Origin of the sequence: Marinobacter nitratireducens, assembly GCF_000708045.1 — a bacterium.
Classification (GTDB): Bacteria; Pseudomonadota; Gammaproteobacteria; order Pseudomonadales; family Oleiphilaceae; genus Marinobacter; species Marinobacter nitratireducens.
This window is the reverse complement of sequence record NZ_ANIE01000007.1, coordinates 408503-432775: the sequence shown is the minus strand read 5'-3', so window position 1 is coordinate 432775 and position 24273 is coordinate 408503. Positions and strand designations below refer to the sequence as shown.

General features: G+C 58.2%; 21 protein-coding genes. 12 read left to right on the top strand and 9 right to left on the bottom strand.

The genetic code is table 11. The features are described 5' to 3' along the window. Window positions 1-9 precede the first annotated feature (9 nt). From rapA to cspE, 4 genes are all read left to right on the top strand, one after another. Entirely contained in the window at window positions 10-2871 is a 2862-nt protein-coding gene (gene rapA, locus D777_RS13170) for an RNA polymerase-associated protein RapA (protein ID WP_036132887.1), read from the top strand. Between the two features lie 129 nt (window positions 2872-3000). Next, a complete protein-coding gene (locus D777_RS13165; RefSeq protein ID WP_036132883.1) occupies window positions 3001-5451 on the top strand; it encodes an acyl-CoA dehydrogenase in 2451 nt (816 codons plus the stop codon). Window positions 5452-5542: 91 nt separating this feature from the next. Continuing rightward, window positions 5543-5923: a fluoride efflux transporter CrcB gene (gene crcB / locus D777_RS13160; RefSeq protein ID WP_036132881.1), complete on the top strand. Its 381-nt coding sequence runs from the start codon at window positions 5543-5545 to the stop codon at window positions 5921-5923. Between the two features lie 260 nt (window positions 5924-6183). Continuing rightward, entirely contained in the window at window positions 6184-6390 is a 207-nt protein-coding gene (gene cspE / locus D777_RS13155; RefSeq protein ID WP_036132879.1) for a transcription antiterminator/RNA stability regulator CspE, read from the top strand. Between the two features lie 80 nt (window positions 6391-6470). On the opposite strand, the gene D777_RS13150 is transcribed toward cspE, so the two are convergent. Next, entirely contained in the window at window positions 6471-7268 is a 798-nt protein-coding gene (locus D777_RS13150) for a dienelactone hydrolase family protein (protein ID WP_036132877.1), read from the bottom strand. A 146-nt stretch (window positions 7269-7414) separates the two neighbouring features. Here D777_RS13150 and ald point away from each other — a divergent pair, with 146 nt between their 5' ends. The 4 genes from ald to D777_RS13130 all read left to right on the top strand — a co-directional run bounded on the left by ald (window position 7415) and on the right by D777_RS13130 (window position 11881). Next, the gene (gene ald, locus D777_RS13145) at window positions 7415-8536 is read left to right on the top strand and encodes an alanine dehydrogenase (protein WP_036132874.1); all 1122 of its coding nucleotides are present in this window, start codon (window positions 7415-7417) and stop codon (window positions 8534-8536) included. Beyond that, window positions 8533-9105 carry a glutathione S-transferase family protein gene (locus D777_RS13140; protein ID WP_036132872.1) on the top strand — a complete coding sequence of 191 codons (573 nt, stop codon included), beginning with the start codon at window positions 8533-8535 and terminating at the stop codon, window positions 9103-9105. The genes ald and D777_RS13140 overlap by 4 nt, the downstream gene beginning before the upstream one ends. Window positions 9106-9300: 195 nt before the next feature. Next, window positions 9301-9912: a Yip1 family protein gene (locus D777_RS13135; protein WP_036132871.1), complete on the top strand. Its 612-nt coding sequence runs from the start codon at window positions 9301-9303 to the stop codon at window positions 9910-9912. A gap of 229 nt (window positions 9913-10141) precedes the next feature. Then, window positions 10142-11881, top strand: coding sequence for an alkaline phosphatase D family protein (locus tag D777_RS13130; RefSeq protein ID WP_036132869.1), 1740 nt, complete (start codon window positions 10142-10144; stop codon window positions 11879-11881). A gap of 7 nt (window positions 11882-11888) precedes the next feature. Here D777_RS13130 and D777_RS13125 read toward each other — a convergent pair whose 3' ends face one another. Next, entirely contained in the window at window positions 11889-14306 is a 2418-nt protein-coding gene (locus tag D777_RS13125) for a phosphoketolase family protein (protein WP_036132867.1), read from the bottom strand. Window positions 14307-14533: 227 nt separating this feature from the next. Between D777_RS13125 and D777_RS13120 the strand changes: the two genes are divergently transcribed. Then, window positions 14534-14824 carry a type VI secretion system PAAR protein gene (locus D777_RS13120; RefSeq protein WP_036132865.1) on the top strand — a complete coding sequence of 97 codons (291 nt, stop codon included), beginning with the start codon at window positions 14534-14536 and terminating at the stop codon, window positions 14822-14824. Window positions 14825-14836: 12 nt separating this feature from the next. Here the strand turns inward: D777_RS13120 and D777_RS13115 are convergent, their stop codons facing one another. Then, complete coding sequence (locus D777_RS13115; RefSeq protein ID WP_081849553.1) at window positions 14837-15496, bottom strand: TetR/AcrR family transcriptional regulator; 660 nt, start codon at window positions 15494-15496, stop codon at window positions 14837-14839. Between the two features lie 193 nt (window positions 15497-15689). Here D777_RS13115 and pbpG point away from each other — a divergent pair, with 193 nt between their 5' ends. Next, window positions 15690-16595 (top strand): D-alanyl-D-alanine endopeptidase, encoded by a 906-nt coding sequence (pbpG, locus tag D777_RS13110; RefSeq protein ID WP_227501763.1) that lies wholly within the window; start codon window positions 15690-15692, stop codon window positions 16593-16595. A gap of 22 nt (window positions 16596-16617) precedes the next feature. Next, window positions 16618-17097 (top strand): asparaginase domain-containing protein, encoded by a 480-nt coding sequence (locus D777_RS13105; RefSeq protein ID WP_036133117.1) that lies wholly within the window; start codon window positions 16618-16620, stop codon window positions 17095-17097. A gap of 3 nt (window positions 17098-17100) precedes the next feature. On the opposite strand, the gene rsuA is transcribed toward D777_RS13105, so the two are convergent. Genes rsuA through D777_RS13090 form a run of 3 tightly spaced genes read right to left on the bottom strand, consistent with a single transcriptional unit; the run spans window position 17101 to window position 20078 of the window. Then, window positions 17101-17793 carry a 16S rRNA pseudouridine(516) synthase RsuA gene (gene rsuA / locus D777_RS13100; RefSeq protein WP_036132863.1) on the bottom strand — a complete coding sequence of 231 codons (693 nt, stop codon included), beginning with the start codon at window positions 17791-17793 and terminating at the stop codon, window positions 17101-17103. A 2-nt stretch (window positions 17794-17795) separates the two neighbouring features. Then, entirely contained in the window at window positions 17796-18824 is a 1029-nt protein-coding gene (locus D777_RS13095; RefSeq protein WP_036132861.1) for a metal-dependent hydrolase, read from the bottom strand. 6 nt (window positions 18825-18830) lie between these two features. Continuing rightward, window positions 18831-20078 carry a lytic murein transglycosylase gene (locus tag D777_RS13090; RefSeq protein ID WP_036133115.1) on the bottom strand — a complete coding sequence of 416 codons (1248 nt, stop codon included), beginning with the start codon at window positions 20076-20078 and terminating at the stop codon, window positions 18831-18833. 251 nt (window positions 20079-20329) lie between these two features. On the opposite strand from D777_RS13090, the gene D777_RS13085 reads away from it, so the two are divergent. Next, complete coding sequence (locus D777_RS13085) at window positions 20330-21211, top strand: response regulator (protein WP_036132859.1); 882 nt, start codon at window positions 20330-20332, stop codon at window positions 21209-21211. 11 nt (window positions 21212-21222) lie between these two features. On the opposite strand, the gene phoR is transcribed toward D777_RS13085, so the two are convergent. From phoR to ubiA, 3 genes are all read right to left on the bottom strand, one after another. Continuing rightward, entirely contained in the window at window positions 21223-22539 is a 1317-nt protein-coding gene (gene phoR / locus D777_RS13080; protein ID WP_036132857.1) for a phosphate regulon sensor histidine kinase PhoR, read from the bottom strand. Between the two features lie 53 nt (window positions 22540-22592). Continuing rightward, on the bottom strand, window positions 22593-23285 hold the full coding sequence (phoB, locus tag D777_RS13075) for a phosphate regulon transcriptional regulator PhoB (protein WP_036132856.1): 693 nt from the start codon (window positions 23283-23285) through the stop codon (window positions 22593-22595). Window positions 23286-23361: 76 nt separating this feature from the next. Next, window positions 23362-24249, bottom strand: coding sequence for a 4-hydroxybenzoate octaprenyltransferase (ubiA, locus tag D777_RS13070; protein WP_036132854.1), 888 nt, complete (start codon window positions 24247-24249; stop codon window positions 23362-23364). Between the last annotated feature and the right edge of the window lie 24 nt (window positions 24250-24273).

Genomic DNA, 24273 nt, shown 5'->3' with positions numbered 1-24273 from the left:
GGAGGTTTCTTGGATACATCGGATTTTGTCATTGGTCAGCGCTGGGTCAGTCATAGCGATACCGCCCTGGGATTGGGGATCGTTACGGATATTTCCGGCCGCAGGGTCACTCTGGGTTTCCCTGCTGCTGATGAAGAGCGCACCTATGCCATCGATAACGCACCACTGTCTCGGATTGTCTATCAGACCGGGGAACAGATAGAAACCTTTGACGGTGATGCCTACATCGTGCGTTCGGTGGAAGACATCGGTGGTGTTCTGATGTACCACGCCGACGATGGCGAGGCCATCCAACAGATTTCCGAGGTGAAACTGAGCAGTTCCGTGAACTTCTCAGCTCCACATCAACGCCTGTTCGCGGGCCAGTTTGACCGAAACGGCGCTTTCCGGCTGCGGGTCGCGACGCTTCAGCATATGGACCGGTTGCGGGCTTCTCCGGCCCAGGGGCTTATTGGTGCCCGGACCCAGCACCTGCCGCACCAGATCTACATTGCCCATGAAGTGGCCAAACGCCATGCCCCCCGGGTTCTGCTGGCAGACGAAGTGGGGCTGGGTAAAACCATCGAAGCAGGCCTGATTCTCCACTATCAGCTGCATACCGGCCGAGCCCGTCGGGCGCTGATCGTGGTGCCGGATTCGCTCATGCACCAATGGCTGGTCGAAATGCTGCGCCGTTTCAACCTGCGTTTCTCTATCGTGGACCAGGGACGTTACGACGCCCTGAAAGACGAGGAAGACGACGTCGATGCTCTGGTGAATCATATTTTTGGGGACGATGACGCGATCAATCCTTTTGAGTCTGAACAGCTGGTCCTGTGCAGTCTGGACTTCCTGGTCAGTAGTGCTCAGGCCTGTAAGGACGTAGAGGCCGCAGGCTGGGACCTGATGATCGTGGATGAGGCCCACCACCTGGCATGGTCGCCGGAAGCGGTTAGTGAGGAATATCAGGTTGTTGAACGTTTGTCAGCAGTCAGTCGCGGGCTATTGTTGCTGACGGCAACCCCGGAACAGGTGGGCGTCGCCAGTCATTTCGCCCGGTTGAGACTGCTGGATCCGGCCCGCTTCCATGATCTTGAAAGCTTCCGTAAGGAAGAGGCGCAGTACGAAGCCATCAACGCGGTTGTTCGCCGGTTACAGGATGAAAATGCCAGCCCATCTGCGGACGATCGGGAGGCGCTTGAGGGTTGGCTGGGAGATGACCTGGAGCGTCTGCTGGCGCAAGAGGATGCTCATCAGGCGGTCATTGATGCTTTGCTGGATCGCCACGGTACCGGCCGGGTGTTGTTCCGTAATACCCGTGCCGCCATCCAGGGCTTCCCTGAGCGCCGTCCAACCCCCACGCCACTGCCGTGTCCCGCGATGTATGACGAGAACTCCTGGGGCGTGGCAGCTTTGGCGCCAGAGCAGTCCGTGGCTGAGGAGCAGTGGTTGGCCGAGGACCCTCGGGTCAGCTGGTTGGAGAAAACTCTGGTTAGCCTGCGGCCGTCCAAGGTGGTGGTTATCTGTGCCAGGGCCGAAACCGCCATGGCTCTGGAGCATCACCTGCAATTGCGCGCGGGTATCCGCAGCACGGCGTTCCATGAGCACCTGAGCCTGGTCGAACGGGATCGTGCCGCAGCCTATTTTGCGGACAGTGAACAGGGTGCGCAGGCGCTGATCTGCTCGGAAATCGGCAGTGAAGGCCGCAACTTCCAGTTCGCCCATCACCTGGTCCTGTTTGATCTGCCGGCCAACCCGGACCTGCTGGAGCAGCGTATCGGTCGATTGGATCGGATTGGCCAGACCGACACCATCGATATCCACATCCCGTATCTCGAAGGCACCGCCCAGGAAGCTCAATACCGCTGGTTCCATGAGGGCCTCAATGCCTTTGCCGAAAGCTGTGCGGTGGGCGTCGCCGTGCAGGAAAAGGTCCGGCCGTTGTGGGATACGGTCATTGCCGGCGAATTGTCGGCTCTGGACAAGCTGGTGTCCGACACCACCAGTGAGGCGAATGTGCTTCGCACCCTGCTGCAGAATGGGCGGGATGCGCTGATTGAACTCAACTCCTGCCGCCCGGAGGTGGCTGACCGGTTGATTGCCGGGATTGAGGAAGAGGAAACCTCCGCCCAGGTACGGGAATACATGATTGAGGCGTTCGACATTCTGGGTGTGGATGTTGAGGACCACAGCGAAGAGTCCGACGTTTTGCGCCCGGGAGAGCATTACCACGCTGGCCATGTGGCCGAGCTGCCGGAGGAAGGCATTACCGTCACCTGGAGTCGCCAGCAGGCGCTGGAGCGGGAAGATCTGGCCTTCATGAGCTGGGAGCACCCCCTGGTGACCGGGGTCATGGATTCGGTCACCAGTTCCGGTCTGGGCAAGGCCGCTCTGGCGAGCCTGTCGGTCAAGGCGCTGCCGCCGGGTACGCTGTTGCTGGAGGCCATGTTCAGTGTGCATTGCCCGGCACCGGATGCTCTGCAGCTGACCCGCTATCTGCCGGTGTCTCCCCTGCGTTTGCTGGTGGACGTGAACGGTAAGGAACTGTCTGCCGCGTTGCCCCACGATCGCCTGAACGACCTGTGTTCCAACATCCGCCGCCGCACGGCTCAGGCGATCGTACCGAAGATCCGGTCTGAGGTGGAAACCATGGTTGACCATGTGGAGCGGTTGTCGGAACCACATCTTGAACCCATGAAGGCCCAGGCGCTGGAGCGGGTGAATGCGTTGCTGGATCCGGAAATACGTCGCCTGGAGGCGCTGCAGAAAGTCAATCCGGCCATTCGGGATGAAGAAATTGACTATTTCCGGCATCAACTGTCGGCAGCCCGGGATGCGATCAGTCATGCCTCCCTGGCGCTGGAGGGAATACGGGTGATTGTAACCGCCTGATCCGTTAGCTTTGTCGCATAAGTGCCTGACTGTGGAGGATTCGCTGGTCAGGCCTCATCCGATGCGATACCTTGAACGTAACGAATTGTAGTCTTCGAATTTCCCATCCATGGAAGACAGAGAGAACCTATGATGACTTTGATTCTGTTTCTGCTGGCGCTCGCTGGCTTGCTGATTGTGATGCGCCGCGAAGCCGGTGCCGGGGCTGCGATCGGGGTGATGGCTGTCACCGGCTTGCTGTCCCTGATCTTTGCCTCCGGTGGCCTTGCCCTGTTGTTGTTTGCTGGCGCCGCGGTTACCGCTGCTGCGGGTCTGCCCGGCTTCCGCCGTAGCTGGCTGACGCCTCGTATCTTTGCCACTTTCAAAAAGGTGGCCCCCAAAGTGTCCGAAACTGAAAAAGTGGCCCTGGAAGCGGGAACCGTCGGCTGGGATGGCGAGTTGTTTACTGGCCGTCCCGATTGGCACAACCTGCTGATCAATAGGAATACCGGCCTGAGTGAGGAAGAGCAGGCGTTTGTGGACAATCAGTGCACCCAGGCCATCTCCATGTGCAATGCCTGGGATCTGGCGGTCGAACGTGCAGACCTGCCTGCTGAGCTCTGGGAGTTTCTCAAGAAAGAGAAGTTCTTCGGCATGATCATTCCGAAGGAATACGGGGGGCTGGATTTCTCGGCCAAGGCCCAGACAGCGGTCCTGCAGAAACTGGCGTCCAATGAAATGCTGATGGTTTCCGTGGGCGTGCCTAATTCCCTTGGGCCCGGGGAACTGCTGGTCAAGTACGGCACCGAAGAACAGAAGAAGCATTACCTGCCGCGCCTGGCGGATGGCCGTGAAATTCCCTGTTTCGGCCTGACCGGGCCAAGGGCCGGCTCCGATGCCACCTCGCTGCCGGACACCGGTATCGTGTGCAAGGGCGAAATTGATGGCAAAGAAGTTGTTGGCATCAAGCTCAACTTTGAGAAACGCTGGATCACCCTCGCGCCAATCGCGACTGTGGTCGGGCTGGCCTTCCGGATGTTTGATCCGGATGGACTGCTTGGGGATACCAAGGACTATGGCATCACCTGTGCGCTGATTCCCCGTGACACGGATGGCATGGAAATCGGGCGCCGGCATTGCCCCATTGGGACACCGTTCCTGAACGGTCCCATCAAGGGCAAGGATGTATTCATTCCGATGGATTACATCATTGGTGGCCAGGATATGGCTGGCCAGGGCTGGCGGATGCTGGTTGAGTGTCTGTCGGTGGGGCGTTGTATCACTCTGCCCTCCGGGGCTGCTGGTGGTGCTGCCACCGCAGTCGCCACGGCCGGTGGCTTTACCCGCGTACGACGCCAGTTCAATACGCCAGTGGCTGACATGGAAGGCGTGCAGGAACCTCTGGCCCGCATCGCCGCGAAGACCTACATTGCCCAGTCTGCGGTCAACCACACCGCCAATATGATTGATAATGGCCAGAAGCCGGCGGTGCCGTCGGCAATCCTGAAATACCATCTGACGGAATTCCAGCGCGGTGTCCTGGCCGATGCCATGGATGTCCACGGTGGCAAGGCGGTGACCCTGGGGCCACGTAACTATCTGGGTATCGGATACAGCGGCACGCCAGTCTCCATCACCGTGGAAGGCGCGAATATCATGACCCGGAGCCTGATGATCTTCGGTCAGGGTGCGATTCGTTGTCACCCTTATGTGCTGGAAGAACTGGCTGCCAAAGACAACGACGACATCACTGCATTCGACAAGGCCTTCTTCGGCCATGCCGGTCTGATCTTCGGAAACGCGGCCAGGGCCTTCACCCAGGCTTTGGGGCTGGGGCGGGCTGACGTGCCCTTCGATAGCTCAAGTCGCCGCTATGCCCAGGCCGTGGCCCGTTTCAGTGCCGCCTTTGGTCTGTGCTCGGATGCTGCCATGACGACGCTTGGCAGCGAACTCAAAATGCGCGAGCTGATTTCTGCACGCCTTGGCGACATGCTGTCCAACCTCTATCTGGCCTCCATGGTGTTGAAAAACTGGCACGAGACCCAGCCCGTTGAAGGGGAAAAGGAGGTCATGGAGTACAGCCTGGAACTGCTGCTTTCCCGCACGGAAAGTGCATTGGCCGAATTCCTGCAGAACCTCCCGAATCGTCCCGCCGCGCTGGCGCTACGGGCTATCACCATGCCTTTGGGCCGTCGCTGGGATGCGCCTCACGATGACCTGGCGCGGAAACTGGCCCGGGCCATTTCCACGGATACGCCGGTACGCCACAAACTGATTTCCAGCATCTGGAGCTCCGAGGGCGACGGCGATGTGGTCAATCCGGTGGCGCGTTACAACCGCTTGCTCAAGGATTACGACAAGGCGGAACAGCTTTACCGCAAGTCCGCGAAGGCCTACGCCAAGGGCGAGCTGCCTATGACGGCACTGCACCCGGAGGAGCGATTCGAGGCTGCACTGGAGGCGGGTATTTTCAGTAAGGAAGAAGCAGAGTTCATGCGCGAGTATGAAGCTGTGGTGCTGGAGATGCTGACCGTGGACGACTTCCCGTTCGACGAGTTTGCTCGCAACAAGGATACCGTCATCGACCACAATCCCGCGTGATACCGTGCCGTTTTGACGGCATACTGGAACCGGCAGCCTGGTGATTCGGGCTGCCGGTTAAATCCATGGAATCTCAGGTGAGTCTGGCGGAATGTGGTTATCAGTGTTGGCAGTGAGTGGGGGTGCGGTGGTCGGCGCAAACCTGCGTTGGGTTCTCGGCCTCTGGTTGAATAGCACGTATCATGCCGTTCCCTACGGCACGCTGATCGCGAATCTCAGTGGCGGCTGGCTCATCGGTTTTCTCATTGGCTTCTTTACCCATGGCAGCAGCCTTTCACCGGAGTGGCGCCTGTTTGCCATCACCGGGTTGTGTGGTGCCCTGACCACGTTTTCGACCTTTTCCCTGGAAATGTTCTCCGCGCTGCAGGAGGGCAAATTCGCGATGGCTGTGATCGGTATCCTGGCCCATGTCATCGGTTCCCTGATGATGACTGCCGTTGGCATCTATTCGTTCGGACTGCTTCGTGGATAATGCTTTTGGGGCCACCGCCAACGTGGGTACCTATACCTACATAAATTATTGAAAATCCGCTTGGCAAGCCCCGAATTCCAGAGTAGAGTGACTTGTGTAGGAAAGATTCAGCAAAGCAATTCATGAATAAGACGTACCTTCGTAGTAAGTAGTGACCGTCCTGTTTTTGATTCCGCGAGTTCTGTATTTCCGTAATGGCTGACTTGCTCCACGATCGGGGCCGGTCACAGATTAAATGATTGATTTCAGGAAGTTTAAGTATGTCTACTACTACCGGTACTGTTAAGTTCTTCAACGAAGCGAAAGGCTTTGGTTTTATCACTCGTGAAGACGGCCCGGACGTATTCGTTCACTACAGCGCTATTCAGGGCAGCGGTTTCAAAACCCTGGCAGAAGGCCAGCAGGTTGAGTTCACCGTTACCCAGGGCCAGAAAGGTCCTCAGGCGGAGAATGTTGTAGCTCTGTAATCCTTTTGGATTCAGGCGCAACCGCCAAAAAGGCAGCTTCGGCTGCCTTTTTTTGTGTCTGTCAGAGTTACCTGTCGCGGTTATTCGCTGAAAATGTGCTCGTAGAAGCGCATGGTGCCTTGCCAGGAACGGTTGGCCGCATCCTCGTCATATCCCACCGGCATACCGTATTTCTCCGCGAACTGATCGGCCCCCGGATTGGTGAATGAATGCATCACACCAGGGAATGAGACCAGCGTCAGATCCACGCCCGCGTCCTGCATTTCTTTGACCAGCCCGGCAACCTGGTCCGATGGCACCATCTTGTCGGCGCCGCCAGTGTATACCTGAACCTTCGCGCTTACGGCGCCCGCTTCTGCCTTGATCGGGCTACCCAACGCTCCGTGGTAACTGACCACGCCATCCAGGTCGACGCCGAGCCGGGCCATATTGAGAACGACGGCGCCCCCAAAACAATAACCCTGGGCGGCGATCCTGTCCCCATCGACACTGTCATGATTTTTCAGGATATTCATGGCGGTTACGAAACGGGTCTTGATCTGCTGGGCATCACTGGTGGCTTCCTCCATGAATTTCTTGGCGGTGTCCGGGTGGTCCGCGACCTTGCCTGAGCCATACATATCGAGCGCGAACGCCGTGTAGCCCGCTTCAGCCAGTTTTTCGGCCTGGCTGCGGGCAAACTTGTTGTGTCCCCACCATTCGTGGACCACCAAAACGCCTGGACGTTTCCCTTCGCGTTGGTCATCCCAGGCCAGATAGCCAGTGAAGGCCTGATCACCTACCTTGTACTCGACCGTCTCGGTTTGCATTTCCGCCAGGGCCTGTGTGGTCGTCATCGAAATAAAAGCTGCAATAGCTGCGCTGGTCAGTGTTTTCATTATGGTTCCTGCTCCTTGTGGTTCGGGTGTCATCGTTCCGGCTTTTACGCCGGTAACCGGAAAACCGATGCCTTCAATGGCTTCCGCCGGTGCTCCCCCTTTTTACTACACTTTCCGGTAAGACTCACGAATGCAGGAGGTAATCCATGAGAGTGGGTGTGCCGAAAGAGATCAAAAATCGCGAGTACCGAGTTGGTATGACTCCCGCGGCTGTCCATGAGGTTTGTAGTCATGGCCATCAGGTATACGTGGAGACGAACGCTGGTGCGGCAATCGGATTCTGTGACGACGACTACCGCTCTGCGGGCGCAGACGTGCTTGGAACCGCGGAGGAGGTGTTCAACACGGCGGAGTTGATCGTCAAGGTCAAGGAGCCGCAGCCCCGGGAGCGGGCGTTGCTGACAGAGGCGCATACGCTGTTTACCTATCTCCACCTGGCGCCGGACAAACCCCAGGCCGATGATCTGGTGCAGTCAGGAGCCACCTGCATCGCCTACGAAACCGTGACTGACCGTCACGGCCATTTACCTCTGCTGGCACCGATGTCGGAGGTTGCCGGCCGAATGTCGATACAGGCAGGCGCCCATTGTCTGGAAAAAGCCCTGGGCGGCAGGGGCGTCTTGTTGGGAGGAGTGCCGGGCGTCAGTCCGGCCAGGGTAACGGTGATTGGCGGGGGTGTTGTCGGTCAGAATGCGACGGTGATGGCCATCGGCATGGGCGCGCATGTCACCGTGCTGGATCGCACCATGGATGTCTTGCGCAACCTGGATCATCTGTATGGAAACCGCATCACCACCCTGTACTCGACAGCCCGAACTCTGGATCAGGCGGTAACGGAGGCGGATCTGGTCATTGGCAGTGTGCTGATCCCGGGGGCGTCGGCGCCCAAGTTGATCCACAGGGACATGGTGCGCCGAATGCCGGAGGGAAGTGTGATTGTGGACGTTGCCATTGACCAGGGCGGTTGTGCCGAAACATCCCGCGCAACCACCCATGATGAGCCGACGTATGTGGTGGATGGTGTGGTACATTACTGCGTTGCAAATATGCCCGGAGCGGTTGCGCGTACCTCAACTCTCGCGCTCAACAACGCGACCCTTCCGTTCATCGTCGCGCTCGCCAACAAGGGGGCGATGGCTGCCATGCGGGAGGATTCACACTTGCTGGCTGGCCTGAATGTGATTGGCGGCAAGGTGACCTACAAAGAGGTTGCCGAGGCGACCGGGTATGCCTATACAGACCCTGAATCCTTGCTGGAGATACCATGAAGCTGATTGGATCCACTACGTCCCCCTATGTTCGGCGCATTCGCATCCTGCTGGACGAAGAACCGTACGAGTTCATTAACCTGGACATCTACGGTGAGGGGCGGGATGAACTGCGCAAGAATAATCCGGCTCTGAAAATTCCGGTTCTGGAAGATGACGGGCAGGAAATTTTCGACTCCCGGATCATTGCCCGCTACCTCAGTGCCAAACAGGGCCGGGATCCGCTGACCTGGGACCAGCAGAACCAGCTAACCCTGATCGACGGAGCCAATGACTCGGCCGTCACCCTGCTGCTGTCCAAGAAATCCGGCATCAACGTCGAAGAAGATCTTATGTTCTGGAACCTTCAGCGTGAGCGGATCATGATGACGCTTCGAACGCTGGCGGCGATGGTTGATGATGGTCAATTCGAAGAGTGGAACTACCCGTCCATCTGCCTCTATTGCATGGTTGACTGGATGGAATTCCGCGATCTGGTGGATTGGACCGGCGTTGAAAGCCTGCTGTCCTTCCGGGACAGTCGCAAGCATAAGCCCTGGGTGGAACAAACCGACCCTCGCCAGCCGTGATCTGACGGGCCGTCACGCCGTGGCGGCCCTGTTTTAACTGGACGGCTCCGCACATTTTTTCGGCAGTTTCTTTCACCTTTTACTTTCGCCCTTGCGGTTCTTGACTATAGTTAAGGACAGGAACCTCTGTTGATCCGGCGTGGCTCTCAATACGTACCTCACAATACCAACAACAGTAAAGCAAGGGGGTAATCCATGCTCCTGTCCCATGCGTTTGGTCTCTTCACACATCCTGATGAAGAATGGGCTTCCATTCGAAAAGAACACGAACATCCACGCAGGCTCTATGTAGCCTATGTCGTAGTACTGGCGGCGATTGCGCCGGTTTGTGCTTATATCTCCACAGCCTACTTTGGCTGGACCGTTGGCAATGAACGTTTGATCAAGCTGACGGAAATCAGCGCCATGCAGCTTAGCATTCTCACCTACATATCAATGTTGATCGGTGTTTTTGCGCTTGGCTATGCGGTCAACTGGATGGCGAGAACCTATGGTGCGAAGGAGGAGCATGTTCCTTCTAACGGCATTGCGTTGGCGTCTTATTCCTGCACCCCGCTGTTTCTGGCTGGCTTTGCGCTGCTCTATCCGGTGCCCTGGTTCAATGCCATCGTCTTTCTGATTGCGGCCTGTTACGGCGCCTGGCTGATGTACGACGGCTTGCCGATTGTGATGGGGATCGAGAAAGAACGGGCCGTGATGTACGGTGGAGCACTGCTGACCGTCGCTCTGGTCATTCTGGTGTCCACGCGGGTCGGCTCGGTGATTCTGTGGAACTTTGGTGTTGGTCCTGTCTTCGTCAGCGGCTAGGCCAGTGTGATATTCGGACCTGAAAACCTTGAAAAGGGAGCCTGAAGGCTCCCTTTTTTGTGCGCCGCCTCCCACGGTCGATAATTGTCGTGATTTGCCATCGGCCTGTCGTAATTTGGCAATGTGTTCTTAACAACGCCGGATTAGCGTCTGAGTCTGGACAGGTGCCATCAGATTCCATAACAAACGGCACCCGATATCGGAATGAAGGTTCAGGACAGATAACGATATGAAGCGACTGACAAGACGGGATTTTCTCAAGGCATCGGCCCTCGGTATGGGGGCTGTGGCCATCTCTACGGGGTTGGCTGGGTGTGTATTGGACAGTGACGACGATCGCAGCATCCGGTTTACCCATGGCGTGGCCAGCGGCGATCCGCTTGCCGACGGCGTCATTTTATGGACCCGGGCAGAGCCCTCCGGTAACAGGAGCAAGCCCGTCAACGTGGGCTGGGAAATCGCCACCGACGAGGGGTTCACGAACACCATACACACCGGCACGGCCCAGGCCAGCGAAGCTCACGATTTCACTGTCAAAGTCGATGTCCGTCGCCTGGCGCCGGGGCAGAGCTATTTTTACCGGTTTGTTACCCCCGGCAGCGCTTCGCCAGTCGGCATGACGCGGACCCTGCCAGAAGGCAGTGTGGATTCGGTGCGCCTGGCGGTGGTTTCCTGTGCCAACTATCCCGCCGGATATTTCAATGTGTACCGTGAAATCAGCCTGCAAGACGATCTCGACGCGGTGGTGCATCTGGGGGACTACATCTACGAATACAGCAGTGACAGCAGTAGCTACGCGGCTGCTGATGCCGAGGCCCTGGGACGAACCTTCCCGGACGATAACAATCTCGAGCTGATTGAACTGGAAGACTATCGCCGCCGCTATGGCATCTATCGTAATGATGAGCACCTCCAGGCGCTGCATCGGAAATTGCCATTCATCGTGGTCTGGGATGACCACGAAGTGGCGAATGACACCTGGAAAGACGGCGCCGAGAATCATAATGAGGGTGAAGGTGACTTTACCGCTCGCAAGCTTAATGCTCTCCAGGCCTGGTTTGAATGGATGCCGGTAAGACCGGTTCTGGACGGCAGCGACGAAGCCATCTTCCGGACCTTCCGTTTCGGTAACCTGGTGGATCTGCACATGTTGGACACCCGGGTAATCGGGCGAGATCAGCAGCTCGATTATCAGGACTATTTGACCGCTACGGGCCTCGATGCGGCGCGCTTCACCGCCGACGTGGGCAGCGAAAACCGGACCCTGTTGGGCGCGGAACAACTGCTCTGGCTGCAGGCGACCATGGGCTACTCCTCGGCCACCTGGCAGGTCCTCGGACAGCAGGTGCTGATGGGGCGTATGAATTTGCCGGCCGAGTTGCTACTGGCCATTGCCACCGGGCAGCTGGATGGTGTGGCAGCCAATCTGGCGGAGCTGGCTCAGTTGAAAGGGCGGGCTCTCGCTGGCGATCCGACATTGACTCCTGAGGAACTGGCTCGGATCAACACCGTCGCCCCCTACAACCTTGATGCCTGGGATGGCTATCAATACGAGCGGGAAGTGGTGCTGGGCACGGCCAAGGCGCTGAACAAGAATCTCGTGGTGCTGGCGGGGGATACCCATAACGCCTGGGGCAGCAACCTGAAGGATATTCAGGGTGATCAGATCGGGGTCGAATTCGCCACCTCGTCAGTGTCTTCTCCGGGTCTTGAAGACTATCTGGGGCTGACTGACGAGACCATTGCCGGTGCCGAGCAGGGGATAGGTCTGCTGGTGGACGATCTGGATTACCTGAACCTGAACCAGCGTGGCTATATGGTCGTGACCTTTACGCCCGAGGAAGCGCGTGCAGACTGGCACTTTGTCGATACCATCAAGTCCCGGGAATATGCCCCGGACAACGCCCGATCCGCATCCCGGCGCGTTTTGCCCGGGCCTGGAAATCGGTCGATTTTGCCGACGACCTGAGCGCCGTTCAGGGGAGCCCTCGGGTAATAACCGCAGGGTCTCCCCGACCCTCCACGGCGGCAAGCTCGGCACTGGACAGCCACTCGCCCGGAGGTTTGTCCAGCACATCCGCGCAGGCAAGCAGTGTATGGCCCCAGGAACACTGGTTGGCAAACAACATGCCGGCATCGTTCAGCGTTCCGCCCCGGTTGATGTAACCGAGCACACGGGAAGTCGCCGGTGCCGGGAAGAGTGGATGAACGTGGCCAAGGAATACTTCCGGGCGCATGTGGGTCAGGGCGACACGTCTCCGCAGACGTTTCGGGAACAGCCGCTCCCGCTCCAACTCGGACAGGCAGGTTGCCGCTTCGGTGACATCCCGGGGCTGGCGGAAACGGCCGGGCTCCTGAATGTAAACCAGACGGAACGGCGTGCCTGTTTCCCGCAGTCTTTCGCAGGCCCGGATGGCTTCAGACAGTTGATAGGCGCCGTTGGCGATGAGCAGCAGTGGTTCGCCCTCGGAGATATCTTCATCCACCACCAGGGCACCGTCCCTGGCTAGAATGGCGGATTCTTTGGTGTCAAAGACACAGGGACGATCCCTCTTGGGGATCACCATGCAGGTTATCCGGCCACGGTCTGTGTAAACGCCCGGCAGTGCCGCGAGAGTGCTGTTGTAATCCGCCGGGAAAAGAACCCTGGAGACGTCACTCATCTCGCCAAGCAGACTTTCACAGAACGTCGTGTCCTGATGCGATTGCTCATTCTTTCCGTTTTCCCAGGTGTGGGACGTGGCAATCACCGGGAACCCGAGCCACTGAGGCGGGCGCCCCACTTCTTTCTGATGCCGGGCGAAAATCAGTTCCTGGCGAATGGCCCCCAGCATTTTGACGCAAAAGGCCTCGTAGCTCGCGACCAGGTTCAGACCTGCCTTGTTGGCGAGACAGGCAGAGACCACGGCTTCTTCGTTCAGGGCGGTGATGACGCTGCCATTGACCGATTCCTGATCGTTCTCCGGATCGGTTACCCGGTGCTTGAGATCGTTGAGAATCCCCCCGAGTCGATTGCTTGCCAGCTCATCGGGGTTGCCCACGCGAACCCGCAGTTGCCGGTTTTCCCTGACCAGCGCCCGGAAAAAATCATCCACAGCCCGCATGGGGGACACGCCATCAGTGTCTTCCGGCAACGTCGGGATGGCCGGCTTTGGCGGGTTCCTTTTCGATAGCGGGTGGTCCCGCTCGAGCGGGCGGCACTGGGTCGAGTGTTCATTCAGATTCGTAATGGCGTCAGCCAAGGCCTTTGGTGGCACGTGAAGATGGCTTGCGTGCTCGTTGAATAGCTCTCTGGCCCTGGCGTCCAGTCTCGGGTTGCCAGGCAGCGGCAGGTTGTGAGCGGCGTTACTGCCCGCCCCATAAAAACCGTAGCCTTTGACGGATTCGGCGATTCCGTAAGGGATTCTGACCGGGTAACGACTTTCACCTCGGAAGGCACTGTCAGCGTTCAGTTTTAAAGCGTGTTCCATCTCGAACAGTGCGCATACAAAGGCGGCAGGGTCTCGACCATCGAACCGCCATGGATCAAATCCTCGCTCTTCGAGGTGGGATTCGAAACGCTCAAGACCAGTCCTTGTGCCCAGCTCGGTCCGTTGTTCGATCCGCCTCCCGTTGGCAATCATCACCGGTAATACCAAGCCACAGTCCTCGGCCCGCCACCAGCGAGGAATCCAGTCGCTGCCTCGCTGTTCCTCGGCGGCGCCATCTGACAGGAATGCAACAAGAGACTCACCGGGCAGTGGCATGTGGGCGTATTGAAGCTCGGCGAAGCCGAGGTATCCTCCCTCCAGAATACCGCCTGCGGTGTGGGGGTTAACATGACTCCCCAGGGGAGCGGCCATGGTACCGTCGGGGTTTTGCCGATAGCTGTAGAAGTCAGAAACCAACCGGGACAGGCCGTCGGGGCTCTGATAGCGCTCCTGCTGTTCGGGGTGGAGGTTGCCGGTCAGCACATTCAATGCGTCCACGGCAGCCACGCAATGCCCCTGGCCCATCAGCCAGCTGCGGGTGGTGCCGGTCAGATTGTTCAGTGTGAGGTAAGCTGCGTAGGCGGGCACCATATTGAGGGCGCCCCCGGTGTGGCCCTCAGGGCTGGATTTGAAATCCTGGGCCGCCAGGGCTTCTCCGGTGGGATCAACCCGGTTTGCGTAGGTCATGTGGACAACCAGCCAGAGTCCGGCGCTGGTCAGCAGGTCCAGGGCTCGAAGCTTGCTGAAAACCGTGGCCTGGTCTGGTTGCAGGCCTGAACTGACAAGCCTTTCTGCCAATGCAATTACGTGATTGCAGGTGGCATCAGAATGCCTGATTTCACCGTAACCCCTGCGCCAGAGTTGAAACTCCGGGCAGGACGATCCGGTGTCAGGCACCGTCTCAGTGGTGATGGGCGATGGCATGACGGAGCTCCGTGAATAGGATCATGTCAGCCATTCTATGAGCTGCGTCAGTGTGCCCTCTTGATGTAGGTCATCCGAATGACATCCGATGTGTTGGCCCAGGTGGCAGAGCACCGTGGTTTGGTGTTCGAGCCCGTTTCCGCTAGCATAGACAAGTCTCGCTATTGACTGGGTTGCGGATTACGGAAGAGTCTGCAGAAAGGAATCGATTAGAAAGGAATCTGAAAATGAGCAAGGCTGTTGTGCTGCTCGGTGATCTGGGGACAGATCATCAGGGCTTCCCCCCAACTCCGGTGATTGCCGGATCTCCGGACGTGTTGATTGATGGTAAACCGGTTGCCCGTGTGGGCGATCCGTTGGCCGTTCACTCCAAGCCCAAACACCCCCCTCATCCGCGTCAGATTGCCGCGGGATCTGCCTCCGTAATGATCAACGGCAAGCCTGCCGCCGTTACCGGTGGCGCGGTATCCTGCGGCGGCGTAACCGTGGGCTCTGGAACCGTGTTGATTGGTCGTTGACGTCTGTTTGGGTCAGCTAGCCGGTATGTCATGGCCCGCGAGGGCCATTTCCCGCTCGATGTAATGGCCGACCATGTCGGCAAGGCCTGCGGCCAGTTCATCGAAGCTGATAGGAGGGGTGGGGTCGCAAAGCTGACGGACCACTGAATAGATGCCGCCATGAATCATAATGTAGCTCATGGTTGGGATGTTGCGGATTCGGAGCGTTTCAGGATGGTGCATCAGGTACTGGGTCACCAGCTCTGACAAGGTTTTCTGCAGCGGTTCGACATATTGTTCGAAGTCCAGTGCCATGGCGTAGCGGGCGCATTTCAGGTACCGGGCTTCATCCGCCTGCAGGAAATCACGAAAGAGGCTCAGAAGCTCCATGACGGCTTCCCGGATCGGCTTGCGAACGATGATGGGTATCTGGGGCTGGATCATGGCGATGGTGTCGGTCACGAAACGCTGGCTCATGGCCGTGAAAATATCTTCCTTGTTCTCGAAATACTCGTACAGTGAGCCGACCCCAACACCTGCAATGTCAGCGATCTGCCGAGTTGTTGTGCCGGCTGGCCCCCGATCTGCCATGGCGATGAATCCGGCCTCCACGATGGCGTCGACCGTTGCTTTGGCACGTTGTTGTCTGGGTTTTCTGGCCATGGTGTGTCCGATCTCAATGGCAATGAGCATGTGCTGTGACTGGATCCGGTCAGTGTAGGGTCTATATGCCGGCAAGTCGTTTGCTCTGGAAACCATGAATGGACGACACTGCTGCCTCAACGGGCGGAGTCTTCCGGGCGTTCGATGACAATGATGACATGAATGCTCCCTTGTCAGGCTGGTATAGTTGGGAGTCCACGGACATAGAACAGGACACGATATAGTGAGTTTGCGAACACTCGTTCAGGTTTCGGCGTTATGGTTGTGTTACGTGCCAGCCTTGCTGGCAGGTTCCGGGCCGAACCTGGCTTCTGTTAATGCGGCGGTAGCCGTGGTTGGCGATGATGAACTGGTGTTCGGCAAGCATGAGGATCGGTCGGTTCCGATTGCATCCATCACAAAATTGATGACCGCCCTGGTGGTTCTGGATTCCGGGGAGGTCCTCGATGAGTGGCTGACGTTCGAGGAGAGGCATCAGCCAGCCGCAGCCAATGCGTACACCCGAATTCGTGTGGGTTCACGGATGAAGCGTGCGGATGTGCTCCGCATCGCTCTCATGTCGTCTGAGAATTTTGCCGCTTACACCCTGGCTCGAAGCCAGCCGGGAGGTTTCGATACCTTTGTAGATTCCATGAATGCAAAGGCGAAGCAGCTCGGCATGACGGGAACCCGGTTTGTTGACCCCACCGGATTGTCCGCTGGCAATCGGTCAACGGCGGCTGATCTGGTGCGGCTGGTGAATGCGGCGATGAAACACCCGGAAATTCAGGAGTATTCGACGACAGGCTATTACCGTGGACACTTCCGAAACCCCCGCTACAGCCTATCTTTTGGTAACACCAATGCCCTGGTGCACCGTGAAAGCTGGGGAGTTGAGCTAAGCAAGACTGGCTATCTGACCGAAGCAGGGCGGTGTCTGGTGATGGTGTCGGCCATGAACGGAAAGCAAGTCATTACGGTACTTCTGGACTCCCTGGGAACCCGGTCGCCGATGGGCGATGCCGGAAGGATCAAGCGCTGGCTGGATACCGGTGCGTCCGGTAAGGTGGCTCGAGCCGCTCGCCGGTATGAGCAGGAAAAAAATGCTGATTATGCCGCTGCCGGCAACAGCGCGACGGCTGTCCACTGAGCATGAGCAGGAGTTGCCCAGCATGATCCAGATTTTTACCACCGGCGGGACCATCGACAAGGTCTATCACGACGCCAACAGTGAGTTCGAGGTGGGACACTCGACCCTGCCGGAATTGCTGTCCGAGTCAAACATTCATGAGGGCTACCGACTGCGGGAGTTGTTGCGCAAGGACAGCCTGGAAATGGACGATACAGACCGGGAGCTGGTAGTAGGGGCCGTAGCCGAGTGCGATTGCAGTCGTATTGTGATCACCCATGGTACTGATACCATGGCTGAAACGGCGGCAGCTCTGGCGAAGGTGACCGGTAAGACCATTGTACTCACCGGGGCCATGCAGCCGGCACGCATGCGCAGGACCGATGCAGTGTTCAATATCGGCTTTGCCTGGGCATCGGTGCAATTGCTGCCGCACGGGGTTTACATTGCCATGAACGGAGAGGTCTTCGAGGCCGGTTCGGCGCGTAAGAACCTCAAGGCCCAGAAGTTTGAGCGAGTCTGACGCTCAGTTGACGCAGTTGATCTCGTCTGGAGTCAATTCTCGATACTCGCCCGGACCCAATGTCGGATCCAGGGCAATCCCCCCGATGCATTCACGATGTAACGCGTCCACATGGTTGCCAACCGCAGCCAGCATTCGCTTGACCTGGTGGTAGCGTCCTTCCGTTATGGTCAGCTCTATGACGTTGTCCTCGAGCATTCTCACCTGTGCCGGTTTTGTTGGCTTTGCCTCGTTGCGCAATTGCACGCCGCCCTCAAGTGCACGGACGGCTTGCTCCGTCAGTGGCGCGCTCAGGGTCACCCGATAGATTTTCTCGCATTGTCGTCGGGGGGATGTGACCCGGTGTGACCATTGACCATCGCTGGTCAGCAATACCAGGCCGGTGGTGTCGGCATCGAGACGACCGGCGATGTGAAGATCTTTGGCCAGATCTGCCGGAAGCAGATCCAACACCGTTGGGTGATCGCTGTCCCGGGTTGCGCTGATTACCCCCGCGGGTTTGTTCAGCATCAGGTACAGCTCGCCAGGTAGCTGGCAGCGCTCTCCATCAAGTGTGACGGTTGAATCTTCGGTTACTCTGAGATTGGCCGAGGTGCAGGATTGCCCATCCACCTGAACTCGGCCTGTACCGATGGCGCGTTTGGCATCTTTGCGGGAGAGAGTAGAGCATTGTGCTATGAACTGATCCAGTCTCATTGTCAGCAGCTCTGGCCCTGGCTGGGTGGTGCCAGACTGGCGAGGCAGAGCACAGGGATATCACCGGTGATTCTCGACCAGAGGACCCCCAGTGCCCGGGGATCAACGGATGGCCTTGGCAGTTGGGTGCTGGTGAGCGGGGTTATCCGCTTACCTGAATGCTGGGCAAGGACGAACGTAAACGGGTGTGCTCCAGGCAGTCCCAAACGGATATCGGTTGCCATAATCCGGTCGTCTTCTTCGGTGTAGCTCAGGAAGCCGCGGGTGAACCATTCGAGTCGCTGCACTTCCGGGAAATCGGAGACCGACTGTGCCAGCGCAGGGTGACGGGGAAAATACTCCGGCGTCGGGCTGGCATCGCCGTCCAGAAACCCGGTGACAATCTCAACATGCTGAGTGTCCGACATAGCGGTCACTCGCCAGAGAATGGTGTTGAACGGCATGGGTTGGATGAGAAGATTGGCGGATGCCATGCCGGCGTTGGCCAGGACGGGTTGTACCCGTTCAGTGATGATCTGCTGAGCGACCACAGTCCAGCCCAGGTACAGAGTTGACAGTGCAAGGCCTGCCGCCAGGGCGCTCCGGGCCGGGGGGGTGATGAAAAATGCCAGGCAGCCGACGAGCAGTGGCACCGTGTAGAGCGGATCAATAATGAAAATGCTGCTGATCGCGACTGGAGAACCGAAGGGCCAGAACAGCTGGGTACCATAGGTCGTGAAGGCATCCAGTAGAGGATGCGTTATCAGCACCAGTCCGGTTAACGCCAGCCATCGCCGGAACGAGAGCTGGGGCTTCCAGCGCCGGAGAAGGTAGGCCAGTAAGAGCGCCAGTGGCGCCAGTACAAACAGGGAATGGCTGAAGCCCCGATGATAGGTAAAGTTGGCGACCGCAGAGCCGTAGTCAATGACCACATCAAGGTCCGGGAGCGTACCCAGGGCCGCGCCGACCAGTAAGGCGGACCGCCCCAGGGTCTTGCCGGCAACGGCGCCCGCGATACTCGCGCCGAGGGCAACTTGGGTGATCGAGTCCATTACGGGTTACCGCCCTGTCGTGATATCCAGCTTCTGAAGCACCTGATCACCGGGGTAACCGTCAGCCACAAGGCCTGCGGAGGCCTGGAACCGGCGAATAGCCGAGCGGGTTCCAGGACCCATGATGCCGTCAGGCTTTCCGCTGTCGAATCCGCGATTGTTCAGGTTCTCCTGAAGCTGAAGGATCGCCGAACGGGAAAGCGCAGGAAGATCCTCCGGCGGAGGGTTCTGGAGCTTTCCTGCGCCGGCGATCCGGTCCGCAAGGTGACCAACCGCAATGGCATAGAACTCTGACCGGTTCCAGCCCATGATGACCCGGAAATTATGATAGGCCAGGAAGGCCGGCCCTTCATGCCCGGCAGGGACGACCAGTGAGGCTTTGATCGGTTCCCGGGCCAGGGCATGGCCAAAGGCATCTGTGATGCCCATGTCCCGCCACTGCTTCAGCGACAGACGACGCCCATCAGCCAGGGAGTAATCGAAGTTCCGGGGCAGCAGCACTTCCCGGCCCCAGCGGTAGTCGCCGTTCCAGTCCATTGATTGCAGGAAACGGCCAGCGGACATCATGGCATCGGGGACGCTGTTCCAGAGGTCGCGCTTGCCATCGCCGTCGGCATCCACGGCGTGTTTCAGGAACACTGTCGGCATGAACTGAACGTGGCCCATGGCACCGGCCCACGAACCTTCCATCTGGTCGGCTGCGATGGCGCCCTCGTCAATAATGCGCAGGGCGGCGATGAGCTGGGTGGTGAAAAAGCTGCTACGCCGGGCGTCGCAGGCCAGGGTTGTCAGGGCACTGGGCACCGACATTTTGCCAAAATAGCTTCCGAAATTGGTTTCCAGCCCCCAGAAGGCCACAAGATAGGGGCCTGGCACGCCGGTTTCCGCAGTGACCTGTTTCAACAGATCGCGATGTTCGGCCAGCATTTCGCGTCCCTTGCTGACCCGGGTGTCATTCACCCTACGATTAAGGTAGTCGGCGAAGGTTGTGGTGAATTCCGGCTGTCGGCGATCCAGTTCGATGACCCTGTCGAGGTGGCTGACATCCGCCATGACGCTTCGGGCCGTCTCTGCGCTGACGCCTGCGGCAATGGCTTTGTCCTGCAGGCTCATCTTGCATTGATCAAAGGCGGAGTCGGGTGCTGCCTCCGGCGCCTCCTGTTGGGCCAGTGAGGTCCCTGCCAGTAGAGTCAGATACACCGCGAGTGAAACGCGACTGTGGGTGCTCTTGCGGGGAAGAATCCTTGCAAACATGTTCGACACGCAAAACCTCGGTCAGGGTAAAGTGTGGTAGAAATCCTGACGCTCATGGTATCGCGTTTGTGCGCCATGAAAATACTGAATCAGGCCAGCGCTTGTGACAATTGTTTAACCTCGGGGTTCCGTGGCTTCCTGCTTGTGGCGGTTATGTCGTCTTTTTGTAGCGATGGGGTTTCCGGGCAGGGGCTTTGATCTATAGTTGGTCAAGGTGGACAGGATGGCTCTGGTAACGGAAGGTCTGAATCATGGCAATGTTGAAGGCGCTGGTAGTCGATGACGCCAGCTTCGTGAGGGATCTGGTCAAGCGAACGGTACGCCAGCGTTTCCCCGTGATCGAGACGACGGATGCGCAGAATGGCAAGCGGGCGCAGTCGCTGATGTCGAGAAATGCGTTCGATCTGGTGCTTTGTGACTGGGAAATGCCGGAGATGTCCGGGCTGGAGCTGCTTCAATGGATGCGCCAGCAGCCGCAGTGCAAGACGGTGCCATTCATCATGATCACCAGCCGCGGAGACAAGGATCATGTCATCGAGGCCGTGCAGGAAGGGGTGTCGGAATATCTGGGTAAACCCTTCAGTCCGGAAGGGCTGAGCAAGAAAATTATCAAGGTCATGGGTCGGCGTCTGAAGGAGGCAATGGATAGCAGCGGTAAGTCCATGGCCGGCCCCGCGGATGCGTTCAAGGAATCTGCGACCCTGTTGACCCAGAAACGGGAGGCCGCAACGGTACCCGCAAAGCCCGGCGCTCAGTCTGCATCATCGTCACAGCCAGAGTCTGCGCCCGCGAAGAAGCCAGCAGCCGGCAAACCGTCCATGAACCTCGCATCGGTCAGGTTTGCCGACAGCGCCCTCAAGTCGGTGGTCAAAGACATCAATCTGACCGAAGTGAAGGTGGTGGCAAAACGTGACCAGGTTTTCCCCGGTATCCTTGATCAGGCGGTTGTGGACATCGACATCGGGGAGGGCGAAATGGCCCGCCTGAACGGGTATGTGCACCAGCTACAGGCCGTGGATAAGCGTCAGGACACGGATTTTGTCAGTGTGACAATCCGTTTTGTCGACGAAGACCCCAAGAAACTGGAAGACCTCTCCCGATTTGTCGCTCGCTTCCGGGCCGGCCGGGCCTGAGGCTTGAGTGTTTACGCCTGCTTTTCCGGAATCCGCTCAACCAGTCGTTCCCGAGGGAAATGGCAGATGAACTCGCTGCCGCCGCCGATACGGCTGTGAATTTCCAGGTTGCCGTCGTGGTTCAGCAGTACATGCTTGACGATCGCCAGTCCCAGACCGGTTCCGCCCGTGTCTTTGTGACGGCTGGGGTCTGCCCGGTAGAAACGCTCGGTCAGCCTCGGAATGTGGACCGGGTCAATGCCAATGCCCGTGTCCTTGACGGATAGGTGCGCGCCCTCCCGATTCGTGCTCCAGGTGACCGTGATATGTCCGCCGGCCGGCGTGTATTTGACCGCATTGAAAATCAGATTGGAGAAGGCGCTGCGTAACTGGCTTTCGTCACCCCGCAACATCCGGTGGTCGGTTACATTGACGGTGATTTCGTGCTTCTGGTCACCGCTCAGCGCCCGCGCATCGCGACAGATTTCCTCGACCATCGTGTCCACTTCCGTCAGGGTATCGTGAACGGTTTGTTCGCCGGTCTCAATTTTTGACAGCAGGATCAGATCGGTAATCAGGGCTTCCATCCGGGACGACTGGATGGACATGGTGTTGATGGCCCGCCGCCATTTCGGGGGAAGGTCGTCTGCATTGTCTACGAGGGTTTCCAGGTATCCGCTGATCACGGTCAGTGGCGTGCGCATCTCATGGGAGACGTTACCGACAAAGTCCCGCCGCATCTGTTCCAGCTGATAAAGGCGGGTCACATCCTTGGCAACGATCAGACGGTCGTCATCGCCAAACAGGCTGATCTGGATCTGGAGGTGGATGTGGGGTTTGGAGGGGGAGTTCAGTTCCAGGGGCTCCCGATAATCCCGGGAATCGAAATAGGTTTTGAATACCGGTGTTCGGATCAGGTTGTGGATGTACTGGCCCTGGTCCGTGTTGCGCCGGAATCCAAGCAGGTATTCGGCTGAACCATTCCACCATTCCATGGCGCCCTGAGCGTTGGTCATGATCACGCCGTCGCGCATGGCGTTGGTGGATTCCTGAACCCGATTGATCTGGGCGCGAAGCCGGTCCTGGGTCCGAAGATGGTTCTGGTTGAGCTTGTGCAGGTTGTCGAAAATGTCGCCCCAGAGGCCGACACTCTGGGGTGCCTCCTCGGCGGCGCTGGGATTGGCCAGCCAGTGGTAGAGGCGGCGGGCCTGAACCAGCGTCCACCAGAGGTAGATCACCAGGCCCACGGTCAGGCCGTACAGAGGTTCGCCAAAGATCAGGCCGACCAGGGTCGTGCCAATCAAGCCACTAATGATAATGCGTAAGTAGCGTGACCAGTTGTACTGCATCAAACACCGCCTTGTGTTGATTTGGGCTGCCGCTGACCTGGGGCCCGTAAGCTCTATGCGGCTTTGGTGGAGAATCGGTAGCCGGTTCCCCGGACAGTCTGGATCAGATGATCATACCGGTCTCCGAGTGCCTTGCGCAGGCGACGGATATGGACATCGACAGTCCGCTCTTCCACGTATACGTTGCCACCCCAGACCTGATCCAGCAATTGCGAGCGAGTATACACCCGTTCCTGATGGGTCATGAAGAACTGGAGCAGGCGATACTCCGTCGGTCCCATATTCAGGGCGCCGTCATGGGTGGTCACCCGATGGCCGACAGGATCCAGCGTCAGGCCATCCACCTCGATCGGCGTATCGACACCGGGGGGCGTAGCCCTGCGGAGCACCGCCTTCAGGCGGGCGACCAGTTCGCGGGGGCTGAAGGGTTTGGTGATGTAATCATCGGCACCCACTTCCAGCCCCTGGATTTTGTTGTCTTCCTCAACCTTGGCGGTGAGCATGATGATGGGAATGTCGGCGGTGGATTCCTCTTTCTTGAGTCGTCTTGCGAGCTCCACACCACTGGTGCCGGGTAGCATCCAATCGAGAAGAACCAGATCCGGGTGTTTGTCGACAATCAGGGCATGGGCTTCCCGGGCGTCCTCTGCCTCTATGTAGTCATAGTCCGCCATCTCGAGGGCGACAGCGATCATCTCCCGGATGGGCGCTTCGTCATCGACGATCAGGACAGTTTTTCCAGACATATGCAATAACCTGTGTCAGACCTAGATATGTTGCTGCCTCATTACAACGCCCTAGTATTACAAGTATATGACACTGTCAGCGAATTATTAGGTCGATAAACAAGCCGGCGAACACTGAGAATCCCGCCCAATTGTTGTTGAGAAAAGCTTTGAAACATCCGGCCCGCTCACGATCCCGAGCCAGGTACTGATGATAGACGAACAGACTGGCCATGCCGGCGACGCCGAGGTAGAAAAAGGTGCCCAGTTCAGAACGTACGCCAACGATGATCAGAATCAGCAGCACCAGTGCCTGGAGAATTCCGATGATGGCTTTGTCAGCATCGCCGAACAGGATGGCGGTGGACTTGATGCCAACCTTCAAGTCGTCATCGCGGTCGACCATGGCATAGAGCGTATCGTAGGCAACCGTCCAGAGTACGTTGGCGGTGAACAGCAGCCAGGTTACCTGGCTCAGCTCGTTGGCTTCGGCGGCCCAGGCCATGGGGATCGCCCAGGAAAACGCCGCCCCCAGAAACAGTTGGGGAAGGTGGGTGTAGCGCTTCATGAAAGGGTAGATGAAGGCCAGCAGGGCGCCGGCGAATGACAGATACAACGTCAGCGTGTTGGTAAACAGCACGACCATCAGGAACGACACCAGGCAGAGCCCGGCGAACAGCGCCACGGCCTCCCAGGCCTGGATCCGGCCCGCGGTTAGTGGCCGGTCCATGGTGCGCTTGACGTGTTTGTCCCAGTCCCGGTCTGCAAAGTCATTGATGGCACAGCCGGCGGCCCGCATGAAAAACACACCGAGGGTGAAAATGAGGATATTGGCGATGCTGGGGCTGCCGTCACCCGCGAGCCAAAGCGCCCAATAGGTCGGCCAGAGCAGCAGCAGTGAACCAATGGGGCGATCAACCCTGAGCAGTCTGGCGTAGTCGGTCAGGCGACTCTGAATATGTTCGGGCAAGGCGTTCAGGAGCATAGTCTGGAATCCGTCAGGTGTGCC